Raw genomic sequence first — 22,011 nt, 5'->3', positions numbered from 1 at the left:
ACCTGGAGCTTCACGCCGGCCGACAGCGTCGACAACAGCGACGGCCCGGTGACGGGGACGCTGAGCTACACGATCACGGACTCGGACGGCGACACCGCCAGCGCCGAGATGCCGATCGAGGTCACCGACGGCGCCGGCCCGCAGGCGATCGACGACACCCCCCAGACGGTGGTCGAGGGCGAGAACGCCATCGGCGGCGATCTTATCGCCAACGATTCCGCCGGAACCGACGGGCCGCTGACGGTGACCGGCTTCACCTACACCGCCGAGGACGGCTCGACCCAGGACGGCGTCATCGGCCAGCCGATGAACACCCAGTACGGCACGCTGACGGTCAACGCCGACGGCGGCTGGACCTACGTCTCCGATCCGACGGAGGACCATTCGAACGGGCCGCTGAGCGATCCCTTCACCTACACCGTGACCGACAGCGACGGCGACAGCTCGAGCGCGTCGCAGGGAATCACGGTCACCGACGGCGTGCCGGTCGCGGTCGACGATGCGGCCGTCTCGGTCGAGGAAGGCGCGGCGGCCGTCAGCGGCAATCTGCTGACGAACGACGACATCGGCCCGGACGAGGTCCCGGCCGGGACGGAGGTCACCGGCTTCAGCTACACCGACTCCGACGGGACGGTGCACGCCGGGACGGTCGGCCAGGCTCTGACCACGCCGGACGGCGAGCTGACGGTCAACGGCGACGGGACCTGGAGCTTCACGCCGGCCGACAGCGTCGACAACAGCGACGGCCCGGTGACGGGGACGCTGAGCTACACCATCACGGACTCGGACGGCGACACCGCCAGCGCCGAGATGCCGATCGAGATCACCGACGGCGCCGGCCCGACGGCCAATGACGACGGCCCCGACGCCGGCGACGGCGGCGCGAGCGTGGCCGAGGGCGAGAACCAGATCACCGGCAACGTGATCGCCAATGACGACGCCGGCTCGGACGGCCCGATCACCGTCGTCAGCTTCGCCTACACCGCCGAGGACGGCTCCAGCCAGACGGCGAATGCGGGCGAAACAGTCGATACGAAGTACGGCTCGCTGACCGTCAATTCCGACGGCTCCTGGACCTATGTCTCGGATGCGACGGAGGATCACTCGGCCGGTGATCTGCCGGACAACTTCACCTACACGATCGCGGACCAGGACGGCTCCGAAGCGACGGCGACCCAGTATATCACCGTCACCGACGGCGTGCCGGTTGCGGTGGACGATCCCACAGTGACGATCGAGGAAGGCGGCGCCAGCGACGACTTCCCGAGCTTCGATCACGATCTGTCGAACGTGGTGCTCTACCTGCAGGCCGACGACGGGTCCTTCACCAAGGTGAAGATCGAGAACTTCCCGGACGGCCAGGACGGCGTGCGCGATCCGGACGATCTGCCGCTCAGCCAGTTCGTCGCCGACACCTATCCGGGGACGACGCTGGTCGCGGCCACGATCAAGGCCGGCGCCAACGCCACGCCCGGCTACGGCCCGGGCGAGGGCGAGCTGACCATCCTCGACGACAGCCTGACGGAAGGCGATCTGCCCACCGCCGCGCACGCGGACGCGACGCACAGCTTCAACGACGCGTTCGACGGCATGACGATCGGCGAACAGGGCGGCGGCGAAGCGACGGTCGCGACCGGCAACGTCATGGACAACGATACGGAAGGTCCGGACGGGGCGAGCGTCACCAGCTTCACCTACACGGCGGAAGACGGCTCCAGCCAGATCGCCGACGCGGGCGAGACGGTGGACACCCAGTACGGCTCGCTGACCGTCAATTCCGACGGCTCCTGGACTTTCACGGCCGATCCGTCGATCGATCATGACGGCCAGTCGTCCGTGACCGACGGCTTCACCTACACGATCACCGACGGCGACGGCGACACCTCGTCGGCGACGCAGAACATCGTCATCACCGACACGACCCCGCAGGTCGAACTGTCGGTAAGCGAGGCGGAGGGCTACGAGGACCAGCCGATCGCGCTCGACGTCTCGGCGAGTCTCCCCAGCGCGAACGAGAACGTCTCGATCGACGTCACCTTCTCGAACGTGCCGACGGACGCCACGCTGACGACCGCGGACGGGACGACCTACACCGGATCCGACAGCTACACGCTGAGCGCCGCCGACCTCGCAGGCCTGACGATCCAGGCGGGCGAGCATTCGGCCGACGATTTCGATCTGACGGTCAGCGCGACCGCGAGCAACAGCGTCACCGGCGAGATCACGACCGCCGGCCCGTCGACCGTGCCCGTCACGGTCCGGGAGGTGGCGGACGACCCGACCCTCAGCGTCGATCAGACCGCCGATGTGATCGCCGATCCGGGCACGGACGACGATATCGACGGCACGGCCGACGGCGACACGATCTACGGCGGCGGCGGCGACGACACGATCGACGGCCTGGCCGGCGACGACGAGCTGCACGGCGACGAATTCGAGGGCCGGGTGCAGATCGATCTCGACGTCTCCTCGGCGCTGGTCGATCAGGACGGCTCGGAAGAGCTGACGGTCAAGCTCTCCAACCTGCCGTCGGGCGCGACGCTGACGGCCGGCGGGGCCGCGGTCGCCATCGTCGGCGGCGTGGCGACGCTGTCTGGCGATCAGCTCTCGGACCTGACGCTTGAGGTCGACAGCGATACGCCGGACTTCGACATCGGCGTCTCGGCCCAGACGGTCGACACCGACGCCGACGACGGCACGACGGATACGTCCGATCTCGTGACTGATACGATTTCGGTTTCGGTCTCCGAGGCGGGCGTGCCGGGCGACGACACGATCTCCGGCGGCGCGGGCGACGATACGATCTTCGGCAACGAGGGCGACGACGTCCTGCGCGGCGACGGCGGGCTCGCAGAGGGCGAGGTCCAGACGGGCCAGATCACGGCCGCGAACTATGATGCGGCCGACAGCGGCTTCACCGTCTCGGCGCGGGTGATCAATTCGGACGGCACGCTGTCCGACGCCGCGACCTCCAACGTGTCGGTCGGCGGTTCGAACGACGGTCAGGCGATCGGCGTGAAGGGTACGCCGGAAAGCGGCGTCGCCGGTCAGCTCGGCTACGACCCGACGGAGGGCGTCTCCGAACAGCTGATCGTCGATTTCGACAATCCGGTCAGCGGCGTCACGGTCGGCGTCTCCAACCTCTATTCGACCGAGGGCTCGGGCGGCGAGCAGGGATACTGGCAGGCCTATTCCGACGGCGAGCTGGTGGCGGAGTCCGCCTTCATGATCCCGGAGCCGGGCAATGTCGGCGACATCTCGGTCGACCTGCCGGACGGGGTGACGATCGACCAGCTGGTCTTCACGGCCCAGCCCTACGCCGACGGCCAGGGCGGCAATGAGGGCGACAGCTCGGACTACTGGATCACCTCGATCGACTACGAGTACACGACCCCGGCCGAGGCCTCGGGCGACGACACGATCTTCGGCCAGGAAGGCGACGACGTCATCGACGGCGACGGCGGCGACGACGCGCTCTCGGGCGGCGTCGGGTCCGACACGCTCGACGGCGGCGCCGGGATCGACGACGTGCATGCGGGCGACGACGACGACGTCGGCGTCTTCACCATCGGCGAAGGCGGCGCGGGCGAGCGGTATGACGGCGGCGTCGGGACCGACCAGCTGACCGTGCGCTACAGCGCGGACGATCTGGCCGATCCTGCGATCGCGGCCGACATGGTGGCGCTGAAGCAGTTCATCGCGGACAATTCCGACGCGAGCACCGACAGCGGCGCGGAGCGGACCTTCGAGGCCTTGGGCGTGACCGTCCAGGACTGGGAGGACGTCTCCTTCGAGGGACCGGCTCCCAACACCGACGTCGAGCTCAGCCTCGGCCCGGCGACGGGCGTCGAGGACAACCAGATCGCGCTCAACCTCTCGGCGGCGCTGGCCGAGCCGACGGGCGTGCTGACCCTTGCGGTCACGATTTCCGACATCCCGCAAGGCGCCAAGCTGTTCGACGCGAACGGCGACGAGATCGCCCAGAACGGCAGCGTGACGTTGAGCCCCGACCAGTTGGACGGCCTCACTATCCTGCCGCCTGAGCATTCGGGCGACGATTTCGACCTCAGCGTGTCCACCACGGTCACGAACCTGCTGGACGACAGCGTCGCCACGGCGACCAATCCGCTGCCGGTGACGGTTGAGGTCGACGCCGACGATCCGACGCTGAGCGTCGACGGGACGGCGGACGCGCTGGGCGATCCCGGCACGGACGACGACATCGACGGCGGCGCGGAGGCGGACGTTCTCTACGGCGGCGGCGGCGACGATACGATCGACGGCATGGGCGACGACGACGTCCTGTACGGCGACAGCTTTGACGGCGAGAACGTCGCCGATCTGGATATTGACGCGGCGCTGGTCGACGTCGACGGTTCGGAAGCGCTCACCGTCACGTTGAGCGACATTCCGGACGGCGCGACGCTGAGCAACGCGGCCGGCGACGTCATCGCGATCAGCGACGGCGAGGCGCAGCTTTCCAGCGATCAGCTGGAGGGGCTGCAGATCTCGACGCCGCAAGGGACGGGCGACTACACGCTTACCGTTTCCGCCCAGACGCTGGACACCGACGCCGACGACGGCTCGACCGACGCCTCCAACGTCGTGACCGGCCAGATCTCGGTCACGGTGTCGAGCGCCGAGGCCGGCGACGACACCATCACCGGCGGCTCGGGCGACGATACGATCTTCGGCCAGGGCGGCGACGACCTGATCTACGGCGACGACGTGGAAAGCGGCGGCGACGCCGGCGGGGGCGATCAGTTCCCGAGCTTCGAGCACGATCTGTCGAACGTCGTGCTCTACCTGCAAGCCCAAGACGGGTCCTTCACCAAGGTGAAGATCGAGGACTTCCCGGACGGCGCAGACGGCGTCAGCGATCCGGACGACCTGCCGCTCGACCAGTTCGTGGCCGACAATTATCCGGGGACCACCCTGGTCGCCGCGACGGTCAAGGCCGGAAACAATGCGGTCGACGGCTACGGCCCGGGCGAGGGCGAGTTGACGATCCTCGACGACGCTTTCGCTGAAGGCGATCTGCCGACGGCCGACTCCGCCGACGCGACCTTCACCTTCGCGGACGCCTTCGACGGCATGACGATCGGCGGCCAGGGCGGCGACGGCAACGACTTCGTCGACGACGGCGGCATGAACCACCAGGGCACGGACGGGGCCGACGACTTCACGGTCGAGCGCGACCTCGCCATGAACGAGAACTTCCACATGGGCGGCGGGGACGACCAGCTGACCGTGGAGGGCGACACCGAGCAGGGCGCCAACCTCAACATGGGCGAAGGCGACGACAGCCTCACGCTCAAGGGCGATATCCAGGGGCCGGCCGCGACGGACGGCGGCGCTGGGGACGACGTGCTCACTCTGGCGAAGAACCAGAGCGACTATACGTTCCAGAACTTCACCAACAACAACGGCTCCATCAACACCCAGATCATCGACAACGATACGGGCGAGATGCTGACCGTGAACAACGTCGAGGCGATCGCCTTCGGCGACGATTCGGTGATCGGCAACGAAGCGCTGGTCCAGAATTCCGGCGGCTCCGAGCCGGGTGACGACGTCCTCGACGGCGGCGCGGGCGACGACCGGATCTACGGCGGCGGCGGCGACGACACGATAACCGGCGGAACCGGCGACGATACGGTGGACGGCCAGTCGGGGATCGACGACGTCCGCGCCGGCGACGGTGCCGACAGCGGCGTCTTCACCGTCGGCGAAGGCGGCGCGGGCGAGCGCTACGACGGCGGCGTCGGGACCGACACGCTGACGGTGCGCTACAGCGAACAGGATCTGCAGGATCCGGCGGTCGTCGCCGACCTGCGGGCGCTGCAGCAGTTCATCGCCGACAACGCCGACGCGACCACCGACAGCGGCGCGGAGCAGACCTTCGAGGCGCTTGGGCTCACCGTGCAGGATTGGGAGGACGTCGTTCTCGACGGCCCCGAGCTGCCGCCGGAGATCGACGCGGTCGACGACGGGACGCAGACGCTCGCCGAAGGCGGCGAGAGCGTCTCGGGCGCGCTGCTCGACAACGACGTCGCGAACAATGGGGCCGAGGTCACCGCCTTCAGCTACACCGCCGAAGACGGCTCGACCCAGTCGGCCGACGCCGGCCAGACGGTGGACACTCAATACGGCTCGCTGACGGTCAACGCCGACGGATCCTACACGTATGTCTCGGATGCGAGCGAGGATCACTCCGCCGGGACGCTGAGCGAGAGCTTCACCTACACGCTTTCCAACGGCGTCGAGAGCGACACCGCCGGCTTCACCATCGAGGTCACCGACGGCGTGCCGACGGCGGTCGACGACGCGACGGCGTCCGTCGAGGAAGGGGCGGCTGCGGTCACCGGCAACGTCATGGACAATGACGACGAGGGGCCGGACGGCGCGACGCTGACTAGCTTTGAGTACACCGACGCGAACGGCGCGGCGCAGACCGCGCAGGCCGGCGCCACGGTGACGACGCAGAACGGGTCGCTGACGGTCAATTCCGACGGCTCCTGGAGCTTCGCGCCGAACGCCAGCGTGGATAACGACGCCGGAGCCGTCGCGGACGGCTTCAGCTACACCATCACGGACGCCGACGGCGACGTCTCGACCGCCGAGCAGGCGATCGAGATCACCGACGGCGCCGGGCCGATCGCGTCCGACGACGCCGCGCAGGGCGTGGCCGAGGGCTCGAACACGATCGCCGGCAATGTGCTGAACAACGACGTCGAGGGCTCGGACGGCGCGGTGACGGTGACGGGCTTCACCTACACCGACGAGAGCGGGGCGACGCAGCAGGGCGTCGTCGGCCAGCCGACGAACACCCAGTACGGCACGCTGACGGTGAACGCCGACGGGTCTTGGAGCTACACCTCCGACGCCAGCGAGACTCACAGCGGCGGCGATCTGTCCGATCCCTTCACCTACACCATCGCCGACAGCGACGGCTCGGAATCCTCCGCGACCCAGTACATCTCCGTCACCGACGGGGTCCCGACGGCGGTCGACGACGATCTGGGCCAAGTGAGCGAAGGCGACGGGGCGATCACCGGCAACCTGATGGCCAACGACGATCAGGGCCCCGACGGCGCGAGCGTGACCGGTTTCACCTACACCGACGCCAACGGCGACGAGCAGACGGCGCAAGCCGGCGAGACGGTGACCACCCGCACCGGCGAGCTGACCGTGAACGCCGACGGCGGCTACAGCTTCCAGGTGAACGCCTCGGTCGATCACAGCCAAGGCGATCTGCGGGCCGAGAGCTTCACCTACACCATCACCGACGCCGACGGCGACGAGAGCGCGGCGACCGCCACGCTCGACATCGCCGACAGCGCCGATCCGACCGCGGACGCCGTTGCGGCCGACGGCGAGGGCGCCGAGGATCAATGGATCGCGCTCAATGTCGACGCGAACCTGACCACCGGCGACGGCTCGTCCAACCCGACGATCACGCTCTCCGGCCTGCCGACGGGCGCGCTGTTGAGCGCGGGCGTCGCGCTGGGCGGCGGGTCCTTCGCCCTGCAGGCGGCCGATCTGGACGGGCTGCAGATGAAGGCGCCGGAGGACTTCTCGGGCGAGGTCGAGTTGACGCTGAGCGTCTCTTCCGAGGACGACGACGGCGACCAGGCGAGCGACAGCGAGACCTTCACGGTCTTCGTCTCCCCCGTCGTCGACCAGATCGACCTGACGGCTGAGAACGCGACCGCGACCTATCAGCCCGGCCCGGGCGAAGGCGGCTCCGGCGAAACCGGCGTCACCGAGACCGGGACCGACGGCGACGACGTGATCGCCGGGGGGGCGGGCGACGACGTGCTGACCGGCGGCGCCGGCGACGATACGATCGACGGCGCGGCCGGCGACGACGTCATCGACGGCGACGGCGGCGACGCCTCGGGCGGCGCTGCGGGCTCCGAGGGCGTGCAGTCCGGCTCCGGCTATACCTTGGTCGAGGCGTTGAGCGAGCACGGCGACTACACAATCGCCTACGACGGAAACGACGCCGGGACCGGCGACAGCGGGCTGCGGCTCACCAGCATGGGCAAGCTCTCGACCGACGAGGGCGACGCCCAGGTTCTGCGCATCCGCAACAGCTCCGACGAGGATCGGGAGGTCACGCTCGACCGTTACGGCTCCGGCGAGGAGCACACGATCACCATTCCGGCGAATAGCGAGACGTACTTCACCGCGGACAGCGCGGAGGGCACCTATCGCCTGTTCGAGGACGGCCAGCAGGTCGATGTGAAGGTCCATTTCGATGAGGCCTTCACCTCCTCCCTGGAGGTCGCGGACCCGAGCGGCTCGGCCAGCTACGACGACGTTCTCGAAGGCGGCGCCGGCGACGACGTCATCGACGGCCAGCAGGGCGACGATGTGATCTACGGCGACGAGGCGGAGCCGGCCGAGGCGACCGGGACCTTCACCGCGCCGTTGACGATCACGACCGGCGACAACGACGTCGACGGCTCGGAAACCTTGTCGGTCACCATCAGCGGCGCGCCGGAGGGCGCGGTCTTCACCAACACGGCGGGCGACAGCTTCTCCGGGGCCTCCAGCCATACGCTGACCCCCGCGCAGTTGGACGGGCTGCAGGTGTCGGTCCCGGCGGGAACGGAGAGCTTCGATCTGACGGTCGAGACGACCTCGGTCGACACCGATCCGGACCGCGGCGAGACCGATACCGGCTCGACCAGCACGACGCTGACGGTCGAGATTCCCGAGATCGACGCCGGCGGCGACGCCAGCTTCGACGACACGCTCACCGGCGGGGCCGGGGAGGACACGATCTACGGCCAGCAGGGCGACGACGTGCTCTACGGCGACACCCCGGGCGCGGCGCAGGACGAGTCCTTCTCGCTCAAAGAGGACGGCTCGATCACCTTCGACGCGGCCGACCTGCTGGGCGGCGACGCCGCCGGCTCGACCGTGGTCTTCATGGGCCAGCCGAGCAACGGCGAGCTGACCGACAACGGCGACGGCACTCACACCTATACGCCGGACGGCGACTGGTCCGGGAGCGACAGCGTCGAGTACTCGGTTTCCGACGGGACGACGATGCAGACGGCGACCGCGACCTTCGCGGTGCAGGCGGTGGCTGACGCGCCCAGCATCTCGGTTCAGGCCGAACTGGTGGACGCCAGCGGCGCCGAGAGCGCCGGGTCCGGCTCCGGCTCGGCCGCCCAAGGGTCCGGCTCGGGCTCCGGCGCGGCCGCCCAAGGGTCCGGCTCGGGTTCCGGCGCGGCCGGCCAGGGGGCGGGCTCCGGCTCGGGCTCGGGATCCGGTCACGCCCAGGGTTCGGGCTCGGGATCCGGTCACGCTCACGGGTCCGGCTCAGGCTCCGGCTCCGGCCAGGGATCCGGTGCGGGCGGCGACGGGCCGACGACCTACACCTACAACATCAATGCGGCCGCCGCGTTGAGCGACACCGACGGCTCTGAGAGCCTCTCCGAGATCACGATCTCGAACGTCCCGCAGGGCGTCACCTTCAGCGCCGGCACGGTCAACGCGGACGGCACGGTGACGATCGCGGCCGAGGACCTCGAGGGGCTGCAGATGTACGCGGAGGAATCCGCCGTGCAGTCCGAGATCACGCTCACCCTGTCGGTCGGCTCCAGCGAGGCGTCGAACGACGACAGCGCGACCTCGAGCGCTACGCTGACCATCGACGGGCTCGGCGACGAGGTCGGCGCGGTCTACGAGGGCGGCGACGGTGCGGCCTCGGACGGGCCGAGCGCGGTGTTCCACTTCGCGCTCGAGGATGCGACCTGGGGCTCGAACGAGACCTTGACCGACGCCGTCAACGGCCTGACCGGCGTCGCCAAGGGCGGCACGGGCGAAGGCCAGGGCCGCTTCGGCGAGGCCGCCCAGATGGACGGCTCGGGCGACTATATCGAGGTGCCGCACGACGCCTCGATGGAGGTCGAGACGGGCGCCTTCTCGGTCGACTTCCTGGCCTGGAACAACGGCGCGATCGCGTCCAAGGACAGCTCCAACTACGACGACGGCGGTCACTTCAACATGGAGGTGAACGGCGATCGCGAAGTGGAGGTCCGCATCCAGACCGAGGGCGAGTCGCTCTATCTGAAGGGCGGCGACGTCGACTGGAGCAACTGGTACAACGCGACCGTCAGCTGGGACGGCGAGGCCGTCACCCTCTACGTCAACGGCGAGGCCGTCGACAGCGTCGAGAGCGACTGGAGCCCGGCGAACAACCAGAACCCCTGGACGTTCGGCGCGAGCCAGCGCAACTCCGGCGACGACGAGGCGAACAACCTGCACACCTATCTGAACGGGCGGATCGACAATCCCGCGCTTTTCGACGGACCGTTGAGCGCCGATCAGGTCTCCGAGCTCTACCAGAAGGGTGCGGCGCAGTTCATCGCCGACCTGCCCGAGGCGGGGGCGAGCGACGGCGGCGGTGCAGAGGCCGGCGAGACCGTCACGCTTCTCTCCGAGGACTTCGACGACGACGTCGGCGGCTTCTCCTACGAGGACGGCGTCTTCGGCGGCGGCGACAATGACGACAAGGAGCACGGCCGCTACAAACAGAATGACGGCCAGATCGAAGTCACGCTGGGCGGCGGCGGCGGGGCCGACGTCACCGACGGGATGTCGGGCGGCTACAGCCGGAGCTTCACCGTCGATCAGGCGGTCACGGGCGCCAAGCTCACCTTCAGCTACAAGGTCGAGATGGCGAACCACTTCGAAGAGGACGAGATCGCCGATCTCATGGTCTCGATCGACGGCCAGACGCTCGGCGTCGACGGCGAAAGCTACGTCGAGCGGGTGGCCGGCGGCGGCGACACCGGTTGGAAGACGGTCACCATCGACCTGCCGGAGCTGAGCCAGGGCTCGCATGAGATCACGCTCGGCGGCTACCTCAACCAGTCGACCTCCAGCAACGAGCGGGTGGAGTTCCACTTCACCGAGGTGGCGATCACCGCGACCGCCGCGGCGACCGACGAGGAGGACGGCGACGACGCCGACCAGCCGATGCAGGTCGCCGACGCCGACGACTTCCTCCACGGCGGAACGGGCGACGATCAGGTCTTCGGCATGGCGGGGAACGACGACCTGCGCGGCGGCGCGGACGACGACATCGTCGTCGGCGGGTCGGGACGCGACTGGATCATGGGCGGCACGGACGCCGGCCAGGCCAGCTTCTCCGAGAGCGTCACGGTCACCTTCGAGGGAACCAACGCCAGCTACTCCAACTCCGTCGGCTACTACGTCATGGACGAGCAGGGCCGGCCGGAAAGCGGCGAGATCATCTGGTCGAACCTGCATCAGACCGATGTGGGGGCCACGCATGAGATCCTGCTGGACGGCTTCTCCGCGGACGACGTCGGCTTCTTCATCATCCCCGACGGGGCCGATCAGAACGCCAACCTCAGCAACGGTCTCTCCGTCACCTTCGACCAGAATCAGGACGGCGACTTCGTCGCGGTGGCCGACGGCGTCACGCTGTCGGGTCAGGACGCGCCCGCCTACTTCTCCGGCGCGGCCGATCTCAACCCGGACGGCGAGGTGCACATCACCATCGGCGAGGACGGCTCGATCGGCTTCGAGGATCTGTGGCAGGGCGGCGACGAAGACTTCGACGACGCGGTCGTGGACATGTCTTCCGTCGACGCGGCGCTCGACAGCTTCGAGGCGGGCGACCAGCTCTGGGGCGGCGATCAAGGCGGCTCCGGCGACGGGGAGCACGACGTGTTCTTCTTCGCCAAGGGCGACGGCGTCGACACCATCAACGATTTCGAGATGGGGACCGACCAGCTGTTCATCAGCGGCTACGAGGCCGACGACCTCTCGATCGTTCAGGACGGCGACGACACGGTCATTCGCCTCGGCGAGCAGGGCGACGCGATCAAGCTGGTGGGCGTCGACGCCGAGACCTTCGGCGCCTCCGGCAACATGGCGAGCTACGACGCCGACGGCGACGCCGACGGGGTGCTCGACGCCGAGGAGCTCGTGAACATGCAGGAAGACGTCATGACCGACGGCGGCGACGCGCCGGCCCCGAGCGATGCGGGCATCGTGTTCGTCGCGCCGGTCGAACCAGGGCTCACCGACTCCGGTGGGGAGGAGCCGCCCAGCGTCTGATTTCGGTCGGACGCCTGCGGGCGGCTGGTGAGGGGCTTTGCGCGCCCGAGCGATCGGCGCGCATGCGAGCCCTTAAGGCGGCGGGCAAGGTCGGTGCCCGCCGCCTTTTTCTATGCTAAACGGGGACGCCATGACGAAGCGCACCTTCGAAGGGGCGACGCGCGCCGCCGAGCGGTCGATCCGGGCGACCCCGATCGATCTGGACCTGTTCCGGAATTGGTTTCCGGACATGCCCGACTATGTGCTGATCGATTTCATCTACAAGAATTACGCGCACCGGCCGGAGCGCGCGCGGGAGTTGATCCCCTACTACAGTCGGCGGCGGTTCAGCTTCGGCGAGGTGCTTGTGACGCCGGCGCTCTTCACCCCCCGGACGCGCGAGCGACTGCGCGCCCGAACCGACGGCGAGCTGACCGGTTTTCGGGACGACGCGCGCAAGCACGCCGCCCAGCGAGCGCGGCTGGAGCGCGCCGGCCCGCCGAAGGAGCCGCTGATCCTGCGCGCCCGTCCGGACGGAATGGACTTGGTCGAAGGCTGGCATCGCACGATCCAAGGCCTCCAACTTTGGCCGGAGGGGTACCGGCAGCCGGCGTGGGTTGAACTGCCCAAGCGCGAAGACGACGGCTGAGCCGAGCGACCGCACGCCGTTTGGACGCCCCCCCGTTGGCGCTCCTTCGGATCCGCTTGCGCTGGGCGGATGGCACGCCCTGTGCTAGGATTCTCAACGAGATGGCGATACGGCGCGCGGGCGAAGGCTTGTCCGCACGCCCGAGGCGATTCCGGCGACGGCCGCTGTTGCGCGACACGCGTTCAGAGGCCGGCGCTCGAGGAGCGGGGACCTTCGGGGCGAGATGGCGGATCGGGACGACGACAAAGGCGGCGGCGCGGGCGAGGACGAGTCGCTCGAATCCATCGTCGCGCGCGCGATGTTGGAGGACGAGCCGCCGCGCAAGCAGCGCGCCGGGCGGCCCCAACCGTCAGGCGCCCCCTCAGGTGCCCCCTCAGGCGCATCCGCCGGCCGACCGTCCGCCGGTCCGCCGCCCGGCGCGTCGGGCGGCACGGGCGGCCCGCCTCAACCGTCGGACGCTCAGAAGTCTGACAAGTCGGGTCCCGGGCGTCGTATCGTCGCCGGGGCCGAGGCGGTGGACCAGATATTGAACGCCGGCCCGACCCGCGCGCCCAAGGCCCGTTCTTCGAGCGAGACCCGTTCTTCGAGCGAGACCCGTTCTTCCGACGAGGCCGCCTCGCGCGCTTCGCCCCAAGCTGGAGCGGCCTCTCGGCCCCCTGCAGCTAAGGCGGCCGCGCAATCGCCGCCGCAACGGCCGTCCCCCCGCGCACGGGAGACGCCGCCCGAGGACTTTGATTTCGAAATTCCCGCGCCGCCGCAAGCGGAGGGGCAAGCGCGCGACTTTCTGACCGGCGGGACGTTCGCCGGCGCCGGCGAGGCCCCCGCCGCGCCGCGCCGCCCAGCGGATCGTCCAGAGGATCGCCCAGAAGATCGCCCAAACGAGGAACTGGGAGCGGCCGGATCCGAGCTGCGTGAGGCGGACGCCGACCTCGACGCCGACTTCGACGCCGACTTCGACGCCGACTTCGAGGCGCCGCTGGACGGACCCGGCTGGGACGACAGCCCGTTCGATCCGGCGGCCGAGGACGAGGCGGGTCGGGATGGAAGTCTGGCGGGCGACGACGCGCTGAGCGCGGCGGAGGCTGAGGCGGCCGCCGCCCCGCACGACATTGAGGAGAACGCCGAGCGGTCTTTCGAGGCGGCCGCAGCGGCGGAGCGGGTGAACGCGCCGGAAGGCGCCGCCGCCGGCGCGACGGCCGACGGTCCGCGCGTCCATGAGACGGGGGCAAAGGAGACGGGGGCAAAGGAGACGGGGGCGAAGGAGACGGGCGCCGGGCAGACGGGCGGGACGAAGACGGCCCCTGACGCGCCGCGCCCGGATGAGGCGAGCGGGGATCTGCTCGACCCGAAGGAGGCCGAGGGCGCGACTGCGCCCGAAGATCCCGCCAAGGTCGACCCCGACGCCGGACGCGGCGATCGCGATCTGCTGTCGGAGCAAAGTTTGAAGGCCTATCTTGAGGCGTTGAGCGCCGGCACCGCGCACGGTCAGGCGCCGGAGCCGCGCGCGGCGTCGGCGACCAGGGAGGTGTCCGCGCTCTACGAGGACGAGGAGGATCGCCCGCCGGGCCGTGACGCCGCCGGGTCCGGGGCCGCGGGGGACGAGACGGCCGACGGATCCGAGAGCGAGAGCGGCGACGACGCGCTCGACGGCGAGCCCGTCCCGCGCGGCGAGCGGCGAGACGGCGCCGATCGTCGCGGCCAGACGCGCGCCGAAGACGACAGGCGCGAGGGGGCCGCAAAACGCTGGCAGATCAAGCCGAGCCCGGGGACCAAGGACGATCCGCTGCTCGGCTCCCTCACCATCCTGTGCACCTTGCTTGATCGCAACATTTCCGCTGAGGGTCTCACATCGGGCCTGCCGCTGGTCGACGGCATGTTGACGCCGGAGCTCTTCGTGCGGGCGGCCGCCCGCGCCGGCGTCTCGGCCCGCCTCGTGCGCCGGGATCTGGACAGCATCGGCAAGCTGGCGCTGCCCTGCGTTTTGCTGTTGGACCAGCAGCGCGCGTGCGTGCTGACCCATTTGCGCCGCGCCGAGGGCAAGGCGACCATCATCCTGCCGGAGATGGGCGCCGGCGCGCGCGACGTGGACTACGCCGAACTCGCCTCCGACTATGTCGGCTACGCGCTCTTCGCGCGGCCGGAGTTTCAGTACGACCAACGCGCCCAGGAAACCAAGGTCAAGGATCCGAAGGGCTGGTTCTGGGGCACGATCTTCGGCTCCTGGAAACTCTACGTCGAAGTCATCATCGCCGCGATCATGATCAACGCCTTCGTGATCGCGAACCCGCTGTTCGTCATGAACGTCTATGACCGCGTCGTGCCCAACTTCGCGGAGGAGACGCTGTGGGTCCTGGCGATCGGCATCCTGATCGTCTATCTGTTTGATTTCTTGCTGAAACTCTTGCGAGCCTATCTGGTCGACGTGGCCGGCAAGTCCGCCGACACGCAGATCGCCGCACGGCTGTTCCAGCAGATGATGGGCATGAAGATGGCGCATCGCCCGCCGTCGGCGGGCGGGCTCGCCAATCAGCTGCGCGAATTCGAGCATCTGCGCGAGTTCTTCACCTCGTCGACCATGACGACGCTGATCGACCTGCCCTTCATTTTCCTGTTTCTGGCGATCATCTCGGTGATCGGCACCTGGACGATCGTCATCATCCCCGCATTCATCGTGCTGCTGACGGTGGTCGTCGGCATGCTGATGCAAATCCCGATGCAGCGCGTGGTCCGCGAAACCCAGCGCGAAAGCCAGCAGAAGAACGCGATCCTGATCGAGGCGATCAGCGGCATCGAGACGATCAAGGCGACCGGCTCGGAAGGGCGCATGCAGCGCGCCTGGGAGACCTTCGTCGACAAGACCGCGCGCTCCGCGATGGTGGCGCATCGCTGGTCCAGCTTGGCGATGACTTTCTCCGGCACGATGATGCAGACGGTTACGGTCGCCGTCGTGGTCGTCGGCGTCTACGAGATCCAGCAGGGCAACATGTCGGTCGGCGCGTTGGTCGCCTGCACCATCCTGTCCGGCCGCGCGCTGGCGCCGCTGTCGCAGATCGCGGGCATCGCCACGCGCTTCCACCAGTCCCGTCAGGCGCTGCAGGGGCTGGATCAGATGATGCAGACGCCGGTGGAGCGGCCCGAAGGACGCAGCTTCGTCACCCGGCCGAGCTTCCACGGCAACATCGAGTTCAAGAACGTCGCCTTCACCTATCCCGACGCCAAAACGCAGGCGCTGAACGACGTCAGCTTCAAGATCGAGCAGGGCGAGAAGGTCGGCGTCATCGGCCGCATCGGCTCCGGCAAATCGACGTTGGAGCGGCTGATCCTTGGGCTTTACGATCCCGAGGACGGGGCCGTTCTGGTCGACGGCACCGACACGCGCCAGCTGGACCCGGCCGACCTTCGCCGCGCCATCGGCGTGGTGCCTCAGGACGTCTATCTGTTCTGGGGCACGGTGCGCGAGAACATCGCGCTGGGCGCGCCGTACGCCGACGACCCGACGATCCTGCGGGCCGCGCGCATCGCGGGTGTGGACGAGTTCATCTCCAAACATCCGCTCGGCCTCGACATGCCGGTGGGCGAGCGGGGGATGAGCCTGTCGGGCGGGCAGCGTCAGGCGATTTCGATCGCGCGGGCGCTGCTGCTCGACCCGCCGATCCTTGTGCTGGACGAGCCGACCAGCGCGATGGACAATACGACCGAAGCGCGCTTCAAGGCGCGCATCGGCACGCTTCTGGCGAACAAGACGCTGATCCTGGTCACCCACCGCGGCTCGCTCTTGACGCTTGTCGACCGGTTGATCGTGATGGACGGCGGACGCATCGTCGCCGACGGGCCGAAGGATGTGGTGATGGAAGCGCTCAACGCGGGGCGCATCCAGACGGCGCGCACTTGATCGCGCTATAGACGGGACGCAGCATGACGACGGGACGCTGGGAAGACGAAATCGCCGACATTGAGGACGGCCGCGGCCCCGGCCGCGGGGCGAGCCGCGTCGCCCACATCATGCTGTTCGCGATCGTCGCCTTCTTCGTGACCTTTCTGTTGTGGGCGCACAATGCGACGCTGGAGGAGGTGACCCGCGGCGAAGGCAAGATCGTGCCTTCCGGCCAGACCAAAACGGTCCAGCATTTCGAAGGCGGCATCGTTACCGACATTCTGGTTGAAGAGGGCGCGGTCGTCGAAGAGGGCGCGGTTTTGATGCGGGTCGAGAACCGCTCGGCCGAGGCGCAACTCTCCGAAAAGCTGAAGCTCTACCGGAATCTGCGGGCCAAGGCGGTTCGGCTTTCGGCTGAGGCGCAATTGGCGCAGAGCCTCACCTTCCCGGAGGAGTTGGAGCGCACCTCGCCTGAGGTGGTGCGCAACGAACGCCTGCTTTTCGAAAGCCGGCTGCGCCAGTTGGAGCAGCAGATCAACATTCTGGAGGACCAGCGCACCCAGAAGCGCCAGGAGCTCTCTGAGCTGACCGCCAAGGTCGAGCAGTCCCGCGAGGCCCTCTCGCTCGCCCAGCAGGAGGAGGAGCTGATCCGCCCGCTGGTGGAGCAAGGGGCGAGCAGCCGCATCGACCTGCTGCGCATCGAGCAGAAGATGCAGGAGCTGCGCAGCGAGATCGAGAGCGTGCAACTGGCCCTGCCGCGCACGCGCAGCGCCATCAGCGAGGCCGAGCGCCGGATCGAGGAAAAGCGCACCACCTTCATGACCGAGGCGCAGCAGGAGCTCAACGAAGTCCAGTCCGAGGCCGAGCGCACCCGCGAGGAGATTGAGGCGGGCGTCGACCGCGCCGAGCGGACGGAGGTGCGCACGCCCGTGCGCGGCACCGTCAACAAGCTGGTGATCAATACGATCGGCGGCGTGGTTCGGCCCGGCGATCCGATCGCGGAAGTGGTGCCGCTCGGCGACAGCCTGGTGGTGGAGGCGCGCATCATGCCGTCCGACCGCGCGGCGCTGTATCAAGGGCTGCCGGCGACGGTGAAGGTCAGCGCCTACGATTTCTCGGTCTATGGCGGCTTGGATGCGGAGCTGATCGATATTTCGGCCGACACGCTGGTCGACGAAGAGGGGGAAAGCTATTACCGCATCCGGCTGCGCACGGCCGAGACCAAGCTCGGCGAAGACAAGCCGATCATCCCCGGCATGACCGCGACCGTGGACATCCTGACAGGCGAAAAGACGGTGCTGCAATATCTGCTGAAGCCGATCATCAAGGCGAAGCAGAACGCGCTGCGCGAGAAATGACCCCATCTTGACGCGACGCGCTGCACGGCCAGACTGACCGCCCTCATTCTTTCCGGCGGCAGGAGCGGCCCGATGCGCGACCCCTTGAATTGTTTCATCGACCCCGATTTGGCGATCGACGGCGCGGCCGACGGGCCGCTTCACGGCCTGACCTTCGCGGTGAAGGACCTGTTCGACATCGCAGGGCGGGTCAGCTGCTGCGGCAATCCCGATTGGGGCCGCACCCATTCGCCGGCGCCGGCCAACGCGCCGATCGTCGATCGCCTTTTGGCGGCCGGGGCGGTCGTGCGCGGCAAGACCCATACGGACGAGCTCGCCTACTCCATCAACGGCGAGAATCCGCACTACGGCACGCCGGTCAATCCGAACGCAGTGGGGCGCATTCCGGGCGGCTCCTCCAGCGGCTCCGCCGCCGCGGTTGCGGGCGGATTGGTCGATTTCGCGCTGGGGACGGATACTGGCGGCTCGGTGCGCGTGCCGGCCAGCTTCTGCGGGATTTTCGGTCTGCGGCCGACGCACGGGCGCATCCCGCTCGACGGGCTCATGCCCCTCGCGCCCAGCTTCGACACCATCGGCTGGTTCGCGCGCGACCCCGCCTTGATGCGCCGGGTGGGGGAGGTCGTCATCGACGGTTACGCCGCGGACGACGCCGCGCCGACCCGCCTCTACGTTCCGCATGACGTCTGGGCGCTGTGCGATCCAGGCGCAAAGGCGGCGTTGTCGCATGCGATGGCGGTGCTGGAGCGGACCTTCGGCGCGCCGGAGGAGATAGGCCTCGCGCCTGTCGAGGAAGGCCTCAAGCCCTGGTTCATGCCGTTCCGCATCGCTCAGGGATATGAGATCCATCAGGTCCATCAAGACTGGATCAACCGCGAACGGCCCCGGTTCGGACCCGGCGTGAAGGAGCGGATGGCGTGGGCTGCGACGCTCACCGATGCGGACTACGAAGCGGCCGACGCCAAGCGGGCGGAAGTGCGCGCGCGCTTCCAGGCGCTGACCGAGGGCGGCGGCTTGATCGTCGTCCCAACCGCGCCGGGTCCCGCGCCGGAGGTCGGGCGGACCGCAGAAGCGTTGGAGAGCTTCCGCTATCGCGTGCTGCAGAACTCCGGCCTGGCGCCCTTATGCGGCCATCCGCAGATCAGCCTGCCCGTCGGGCGGTTGGAGGGCATGCCGATCGGCTTGTCGCTGATCGCCGCGCGCGGGCGCGACGAATGGCTGCTCGGTCTCGCGGAGCGGCTCTGCGGAGAGGCGAAAAGCGGACTGGCGGAGATCGGCTGAGGGACCGCCGGGCCGGCGGTCGCGTCCGCCTGCGAAAGGGCGCCGACGGCGCGCCCGCGCCGCGAAAGAAAAAGGCCCGCGGGCGCGTCGCGGGCCTTATCATCATCCCTCGCCGGGAAGGATCAGGCGAACTGGTCGACGACCTGGCCGAGCGTCCGCGTCCCTTCCGACTGGTTGTTCTGATTGCCGTTGACCTCGGCGGTCGTGTCTTCCTGCCGCGCGACTTGATTGGTCTCGCGCGTATCCGCCGCGACCGCATTGGTCGCGCCGGCGGCGGGCGTCGGCGCGGCTTCGGCCGCAGCGCCGGCGGCGGCTTCGGCGGCGAGCGCCTCTTCGGCGCCCGCGCTCAGCGAAACGGTGTCTTCGGTCAACTCCGGCGCGCGATCGCCCGCCGCCTGACTGTCGGCGTCGGTCTGGGACGCCTGATCAGGTGCGTCCGTCTCGCTCGGCGCGACCTCCGCCCCGCGGTCGGCGGGACGCGGAGTCGTTTCTTCCGGCCGGGGGCGCTGAAGCTGCTCCTCCGGCTCGCTCGGCGTGCTGCGCGTCGGATTGAAGCCGAAAGCGCTCCCTCCGACGCCGATACCCGCGATGTCAGCCATTCTGCCTTCCTTTCGCTGCGGTACGTCTGATGCGCCCGGCTTTAGCCTTTTACGTCAAGGCGGTAGCCGTCCAATTCAGCGGGCGCACAAATCGCCGCTTAGGTCATAAGCCGATGCGCTTCTCGCATTCCTGCCCAGTACCTGCCGTCAATATAGGGAAAACGGGCGCGTTTGGCAAGGCGCCGCCCCGCAAAAGCCCGGAGTTCCGCGGCTCAGCTCCCGCGGGCGTCGCTCCTGGGATCGAGCGCGTCCTGCAACCCGTCGCCGACGAAGTTGAACGCGATGACGGTCGCGAAGATCATCGCCCCCGGCCAGACGGCGAGATGCGGGTGCGACCAGACCAGCTCCTGCGCGTTGGTCAGCATATTGCCCCAGCTGGGCGTCGGCGGCTGGACGCCGAGGCCCAAGAAGCTGAGCACGCTTTCCAGCAAGATGATGTTGCCGATCGACAGCGTCGTCGCCACGACGACCACCGGCAGCGTGTTGGGTAGGATGTGCCGCCACATGATCGCGCGCGGCGTCGCACCCAGAGCTCTGGCGGCGGTCACGTAGGCGCGCGTCTTCAGGCTGAGCGTCTCCGCGCGCACCAGCCGGGCCACGGTCGGCCAGCCGACCAGTGCGATGATCACGACGATCCGCGCGAGGCCGGCCCAAGCGCCGGTCGCCGTCGCCGGATCGAGGCCGAGCTTCGTGAGGTCGACAGAGGCCAGCACGATCAGTAGCGGCAGGATGGGCAAGGCGATCACCCCGTCGGTCGTGCGCATCAGCAGCGCGTCGAGCCGGCCGCCGTAGAATCCGGCGGCGAGGCCGACCGCCGTCCCGATCAGCGCTGCGAAGACCGCCGCCGTCAATCCCACGGCGAGCGATACCCGTCCGCCGTAGAGCAGCCGCGCGAACAGGTCGCGCCCGACCTCGTCCGCGCCGAGCACACTGCCGCCGCCCGGCGGTCCGAAGCGGTTGAACAGGTCGACGCCGAAGGCGTTGACGCCGAGCTGCGTCTGAATCCAGGGGGCGCCGAGCGCGCCGGTCGTGATCACGGCCAGAAAAACCAGGCTGGCCGCGGCCAGTCGATGGCGCAGGAAGCGTCGCCAGAGCGGGCGGCGCAGGGCCCCTGGCGCAGGCGCGGACGCGTCGGCGCCGAGCGCGCTCATCCCGTCTCTCCTTTGAAGCTGATCCGTGGGTCAAGGCCGGCGTAGAGCAGGTCGGCCAGAATGTTTCCGGCCAGCGTGAAGCCGGTCGCCGTCAGCAACCCGACCAGCGCCAGATTGTAGTCGTTGCCGAGCGTCGCCTCGTAGATCGTGCGCCCCATGCCGGACCAGCTGAACATGGTCTCGGTGATCAGCGCGCCCGAGAACAAGGTCCCGAAGCTGAGCGCCACCACCGTGATCAGCGGCAGCAGCGCGTTGCGCAGCGCGTGTCCGACCAGCACGCGACGGGGCGCGACGCCTTTCGCGCGCGCCGTGCGGATGTGATCCTGGCCCAGCGTCTCCAGCATCGCGCCGCGCATGAAGCGGGTGAAGCCCCCGATGGAAGCGAGCGTCAAGGTCAGCACCGGCAGGAACAGGTGGCGAAGCCGCTCCCACACTCCCGCATCGGCCTCGCCCATGCCGCCTGCTGGGACGCCCTGGAACGGCACCGCGATCAGCAGGATCAGGATCAGCGCCAGCCAGAAAGGCGGGACCGAAATGCCGGCGAAACAGATGAGATTCACCCCGTAGTCGAGCGGCGAATAGGGCTTCGCCGCCGCCAGAACGCCGAGCGGGATCGCGATCGCCACCGACAGCAGCAGACTGAGCCCCAACAGCACGCTCGTCCAGCCGAGCCGAGGAAGCAGGATCTCCCCCACGGGCTGTTGATAAAGGCGGGAATAGCCGAAATCGCCCTGAAGCGCGGCCCCGAGCCAGGCCGCATAGCGCTCCAACAGCGGACGATCGAGGCCGTAAAGCTCTTTCAGGCGCTGCGCGTCTTCGGCCGTGAAGGCGGGGTTCGCCGAGATCATCAAATCAATCGGGTCGCCCGGCATCAGGCCGATCAGCGCATAGACCAGAAAACTCATGATGAAGAGCACGATGAGGCTCTCCGTCAGGCGCTGGGCGGCGTAGGTCAGCATGGGGAGCGGGCCTGCCGGGACGATCCCCCTGTAAAGCCCGGGGATGACGGAGCATA

The 22,011-nt window shown here is 68.7% G+C and carries 8 protein-coding genes; 5 read left to right on the top strand and 3 right to left on the bottom strand.

Annotated features, from left to right (window positions below):
• The first annotated feature begins 48 nt into the window (after positions 1-48).
• From RIB45_RS10010 to RIB45_RS09990, 5 genes are all read left to right on the top strand, one after another.
• Complete coding sequence (locus RIB45_RS10010; protein WP_350050123.1) at positions 49-12,108, top strand: cadherin-like domain-containing protein; 12,060 nt, start codon at positions 49-51, stop codon at positions 12,106-12,108.
• A 130-nt stretch (positions 12,109-12,238) separates the two neighbouring features.
• On the top strand, positions 12,239-12,736 hold the full coding sequence (locus RIB45_RS10005; protein WP_350050122.1) for a hypothetical protein: 498 nt from the start codon (positions 12,239-12,241) through the stop codon (positions 12,734-12,736).
• A 223-nt stretch (positions 12,737-12,959) separates the two neighbouring features.
• A complete protein-coding gene (locus RIB45_RS10000) occupies positions 12,960-16,628 on the top strand; it encodes a type I secretion system permease/ATPase (RefSeq protein ID WP_350050121.1) in 3,669 nt (1,222 codons plus the stop codon).
• 23 nt (positions 16,629-16,651) lie between these two features.
• Positions 16,652-17,968 (top strand): HlyD family type I secretion periplasmic adaptor subunit, encoded by a 1,317-nt coding sequence (locus tag RIB45_RS09995; RefSeq protein WP_350050120.1) that lies wholly within the window; start codon positions 16,652-16,654, stop codon positions 17,966-17,968.
• A 72-nt stretch (positions 17,969-18,040) separates the two neighbouring features.
• The gene (locus tag RIB45_RS09990; RefSeq protein ID WP_350050119.1) at positions 18,041-19,246 is read left to right on the top strand and encodes an amidase; all 1,206 of its coding nucleotides are present in this window, start codon (positions 18,041-18,043) and stop codon (positions 19,244-19,246) included.
• A gap of 122 nt (positions 19,247-19,368) precedes the next feature.
• Here the strand turns inward: RIB45_RS09990 and RIB45_RS09985 are convergent, their stop codons facing one another.
• The 3 genes from RIB45_RS09985 to RIB45_RS09975 form a co-directional block, all read right to left on the bottom strand.
• Positions 19,369-19,845: a hypothetical protein gene (locus RIB45_RS09985; protein WP_350050118.1), complete on the bottom strand. Its 477-nt coding sequence runs from the start codon at positions 19,843-19,845 to the stop codon at positions 19,369-19,371.
• Between the two features lie 212 nt (positions 19,846-20,057).
• A complete protein-coding gene (locus tag RIB45_RS09980; RefSeq protein WP_350050117.1) occupies positions 20,058-20,996 on the bottom strand; it encodes an ABC transporter permease in 939 nt (312 codons plus the stop codon).
• Positions 20,993-21,955, bottom strand: coding sequence for an ABC transporter permease (locus RIB45_RS09975; RefSeq protein ID WP_350050116.1), 963 nt, complete (start codon positions 21,953-21,955; stop codon positions 20,993-20,995). Before RIB45_RS09975 ends, RIB45_RS09980 begins: the two co-directional genes overlap by 4 nt.
• Between the last annotated feature and the right edge of the window lie 56 nt (positions 21,956-22,011).

Source organism: Marivibrio sp. (assembly GCF_040218065.1).
In the GTDB taxonomy this organism is placed as follows: domain Bacteria; phylum Pseudomonadota; class Alphaproteobacteria; order UBA8366; family Aestuariispiraceae; genus Marivibrio.
The sequence above is the reverse complement of the archived record's forward strand: the minus strand, read 5'-3'. Positions and strand labels throughout refer to the sequence as shown.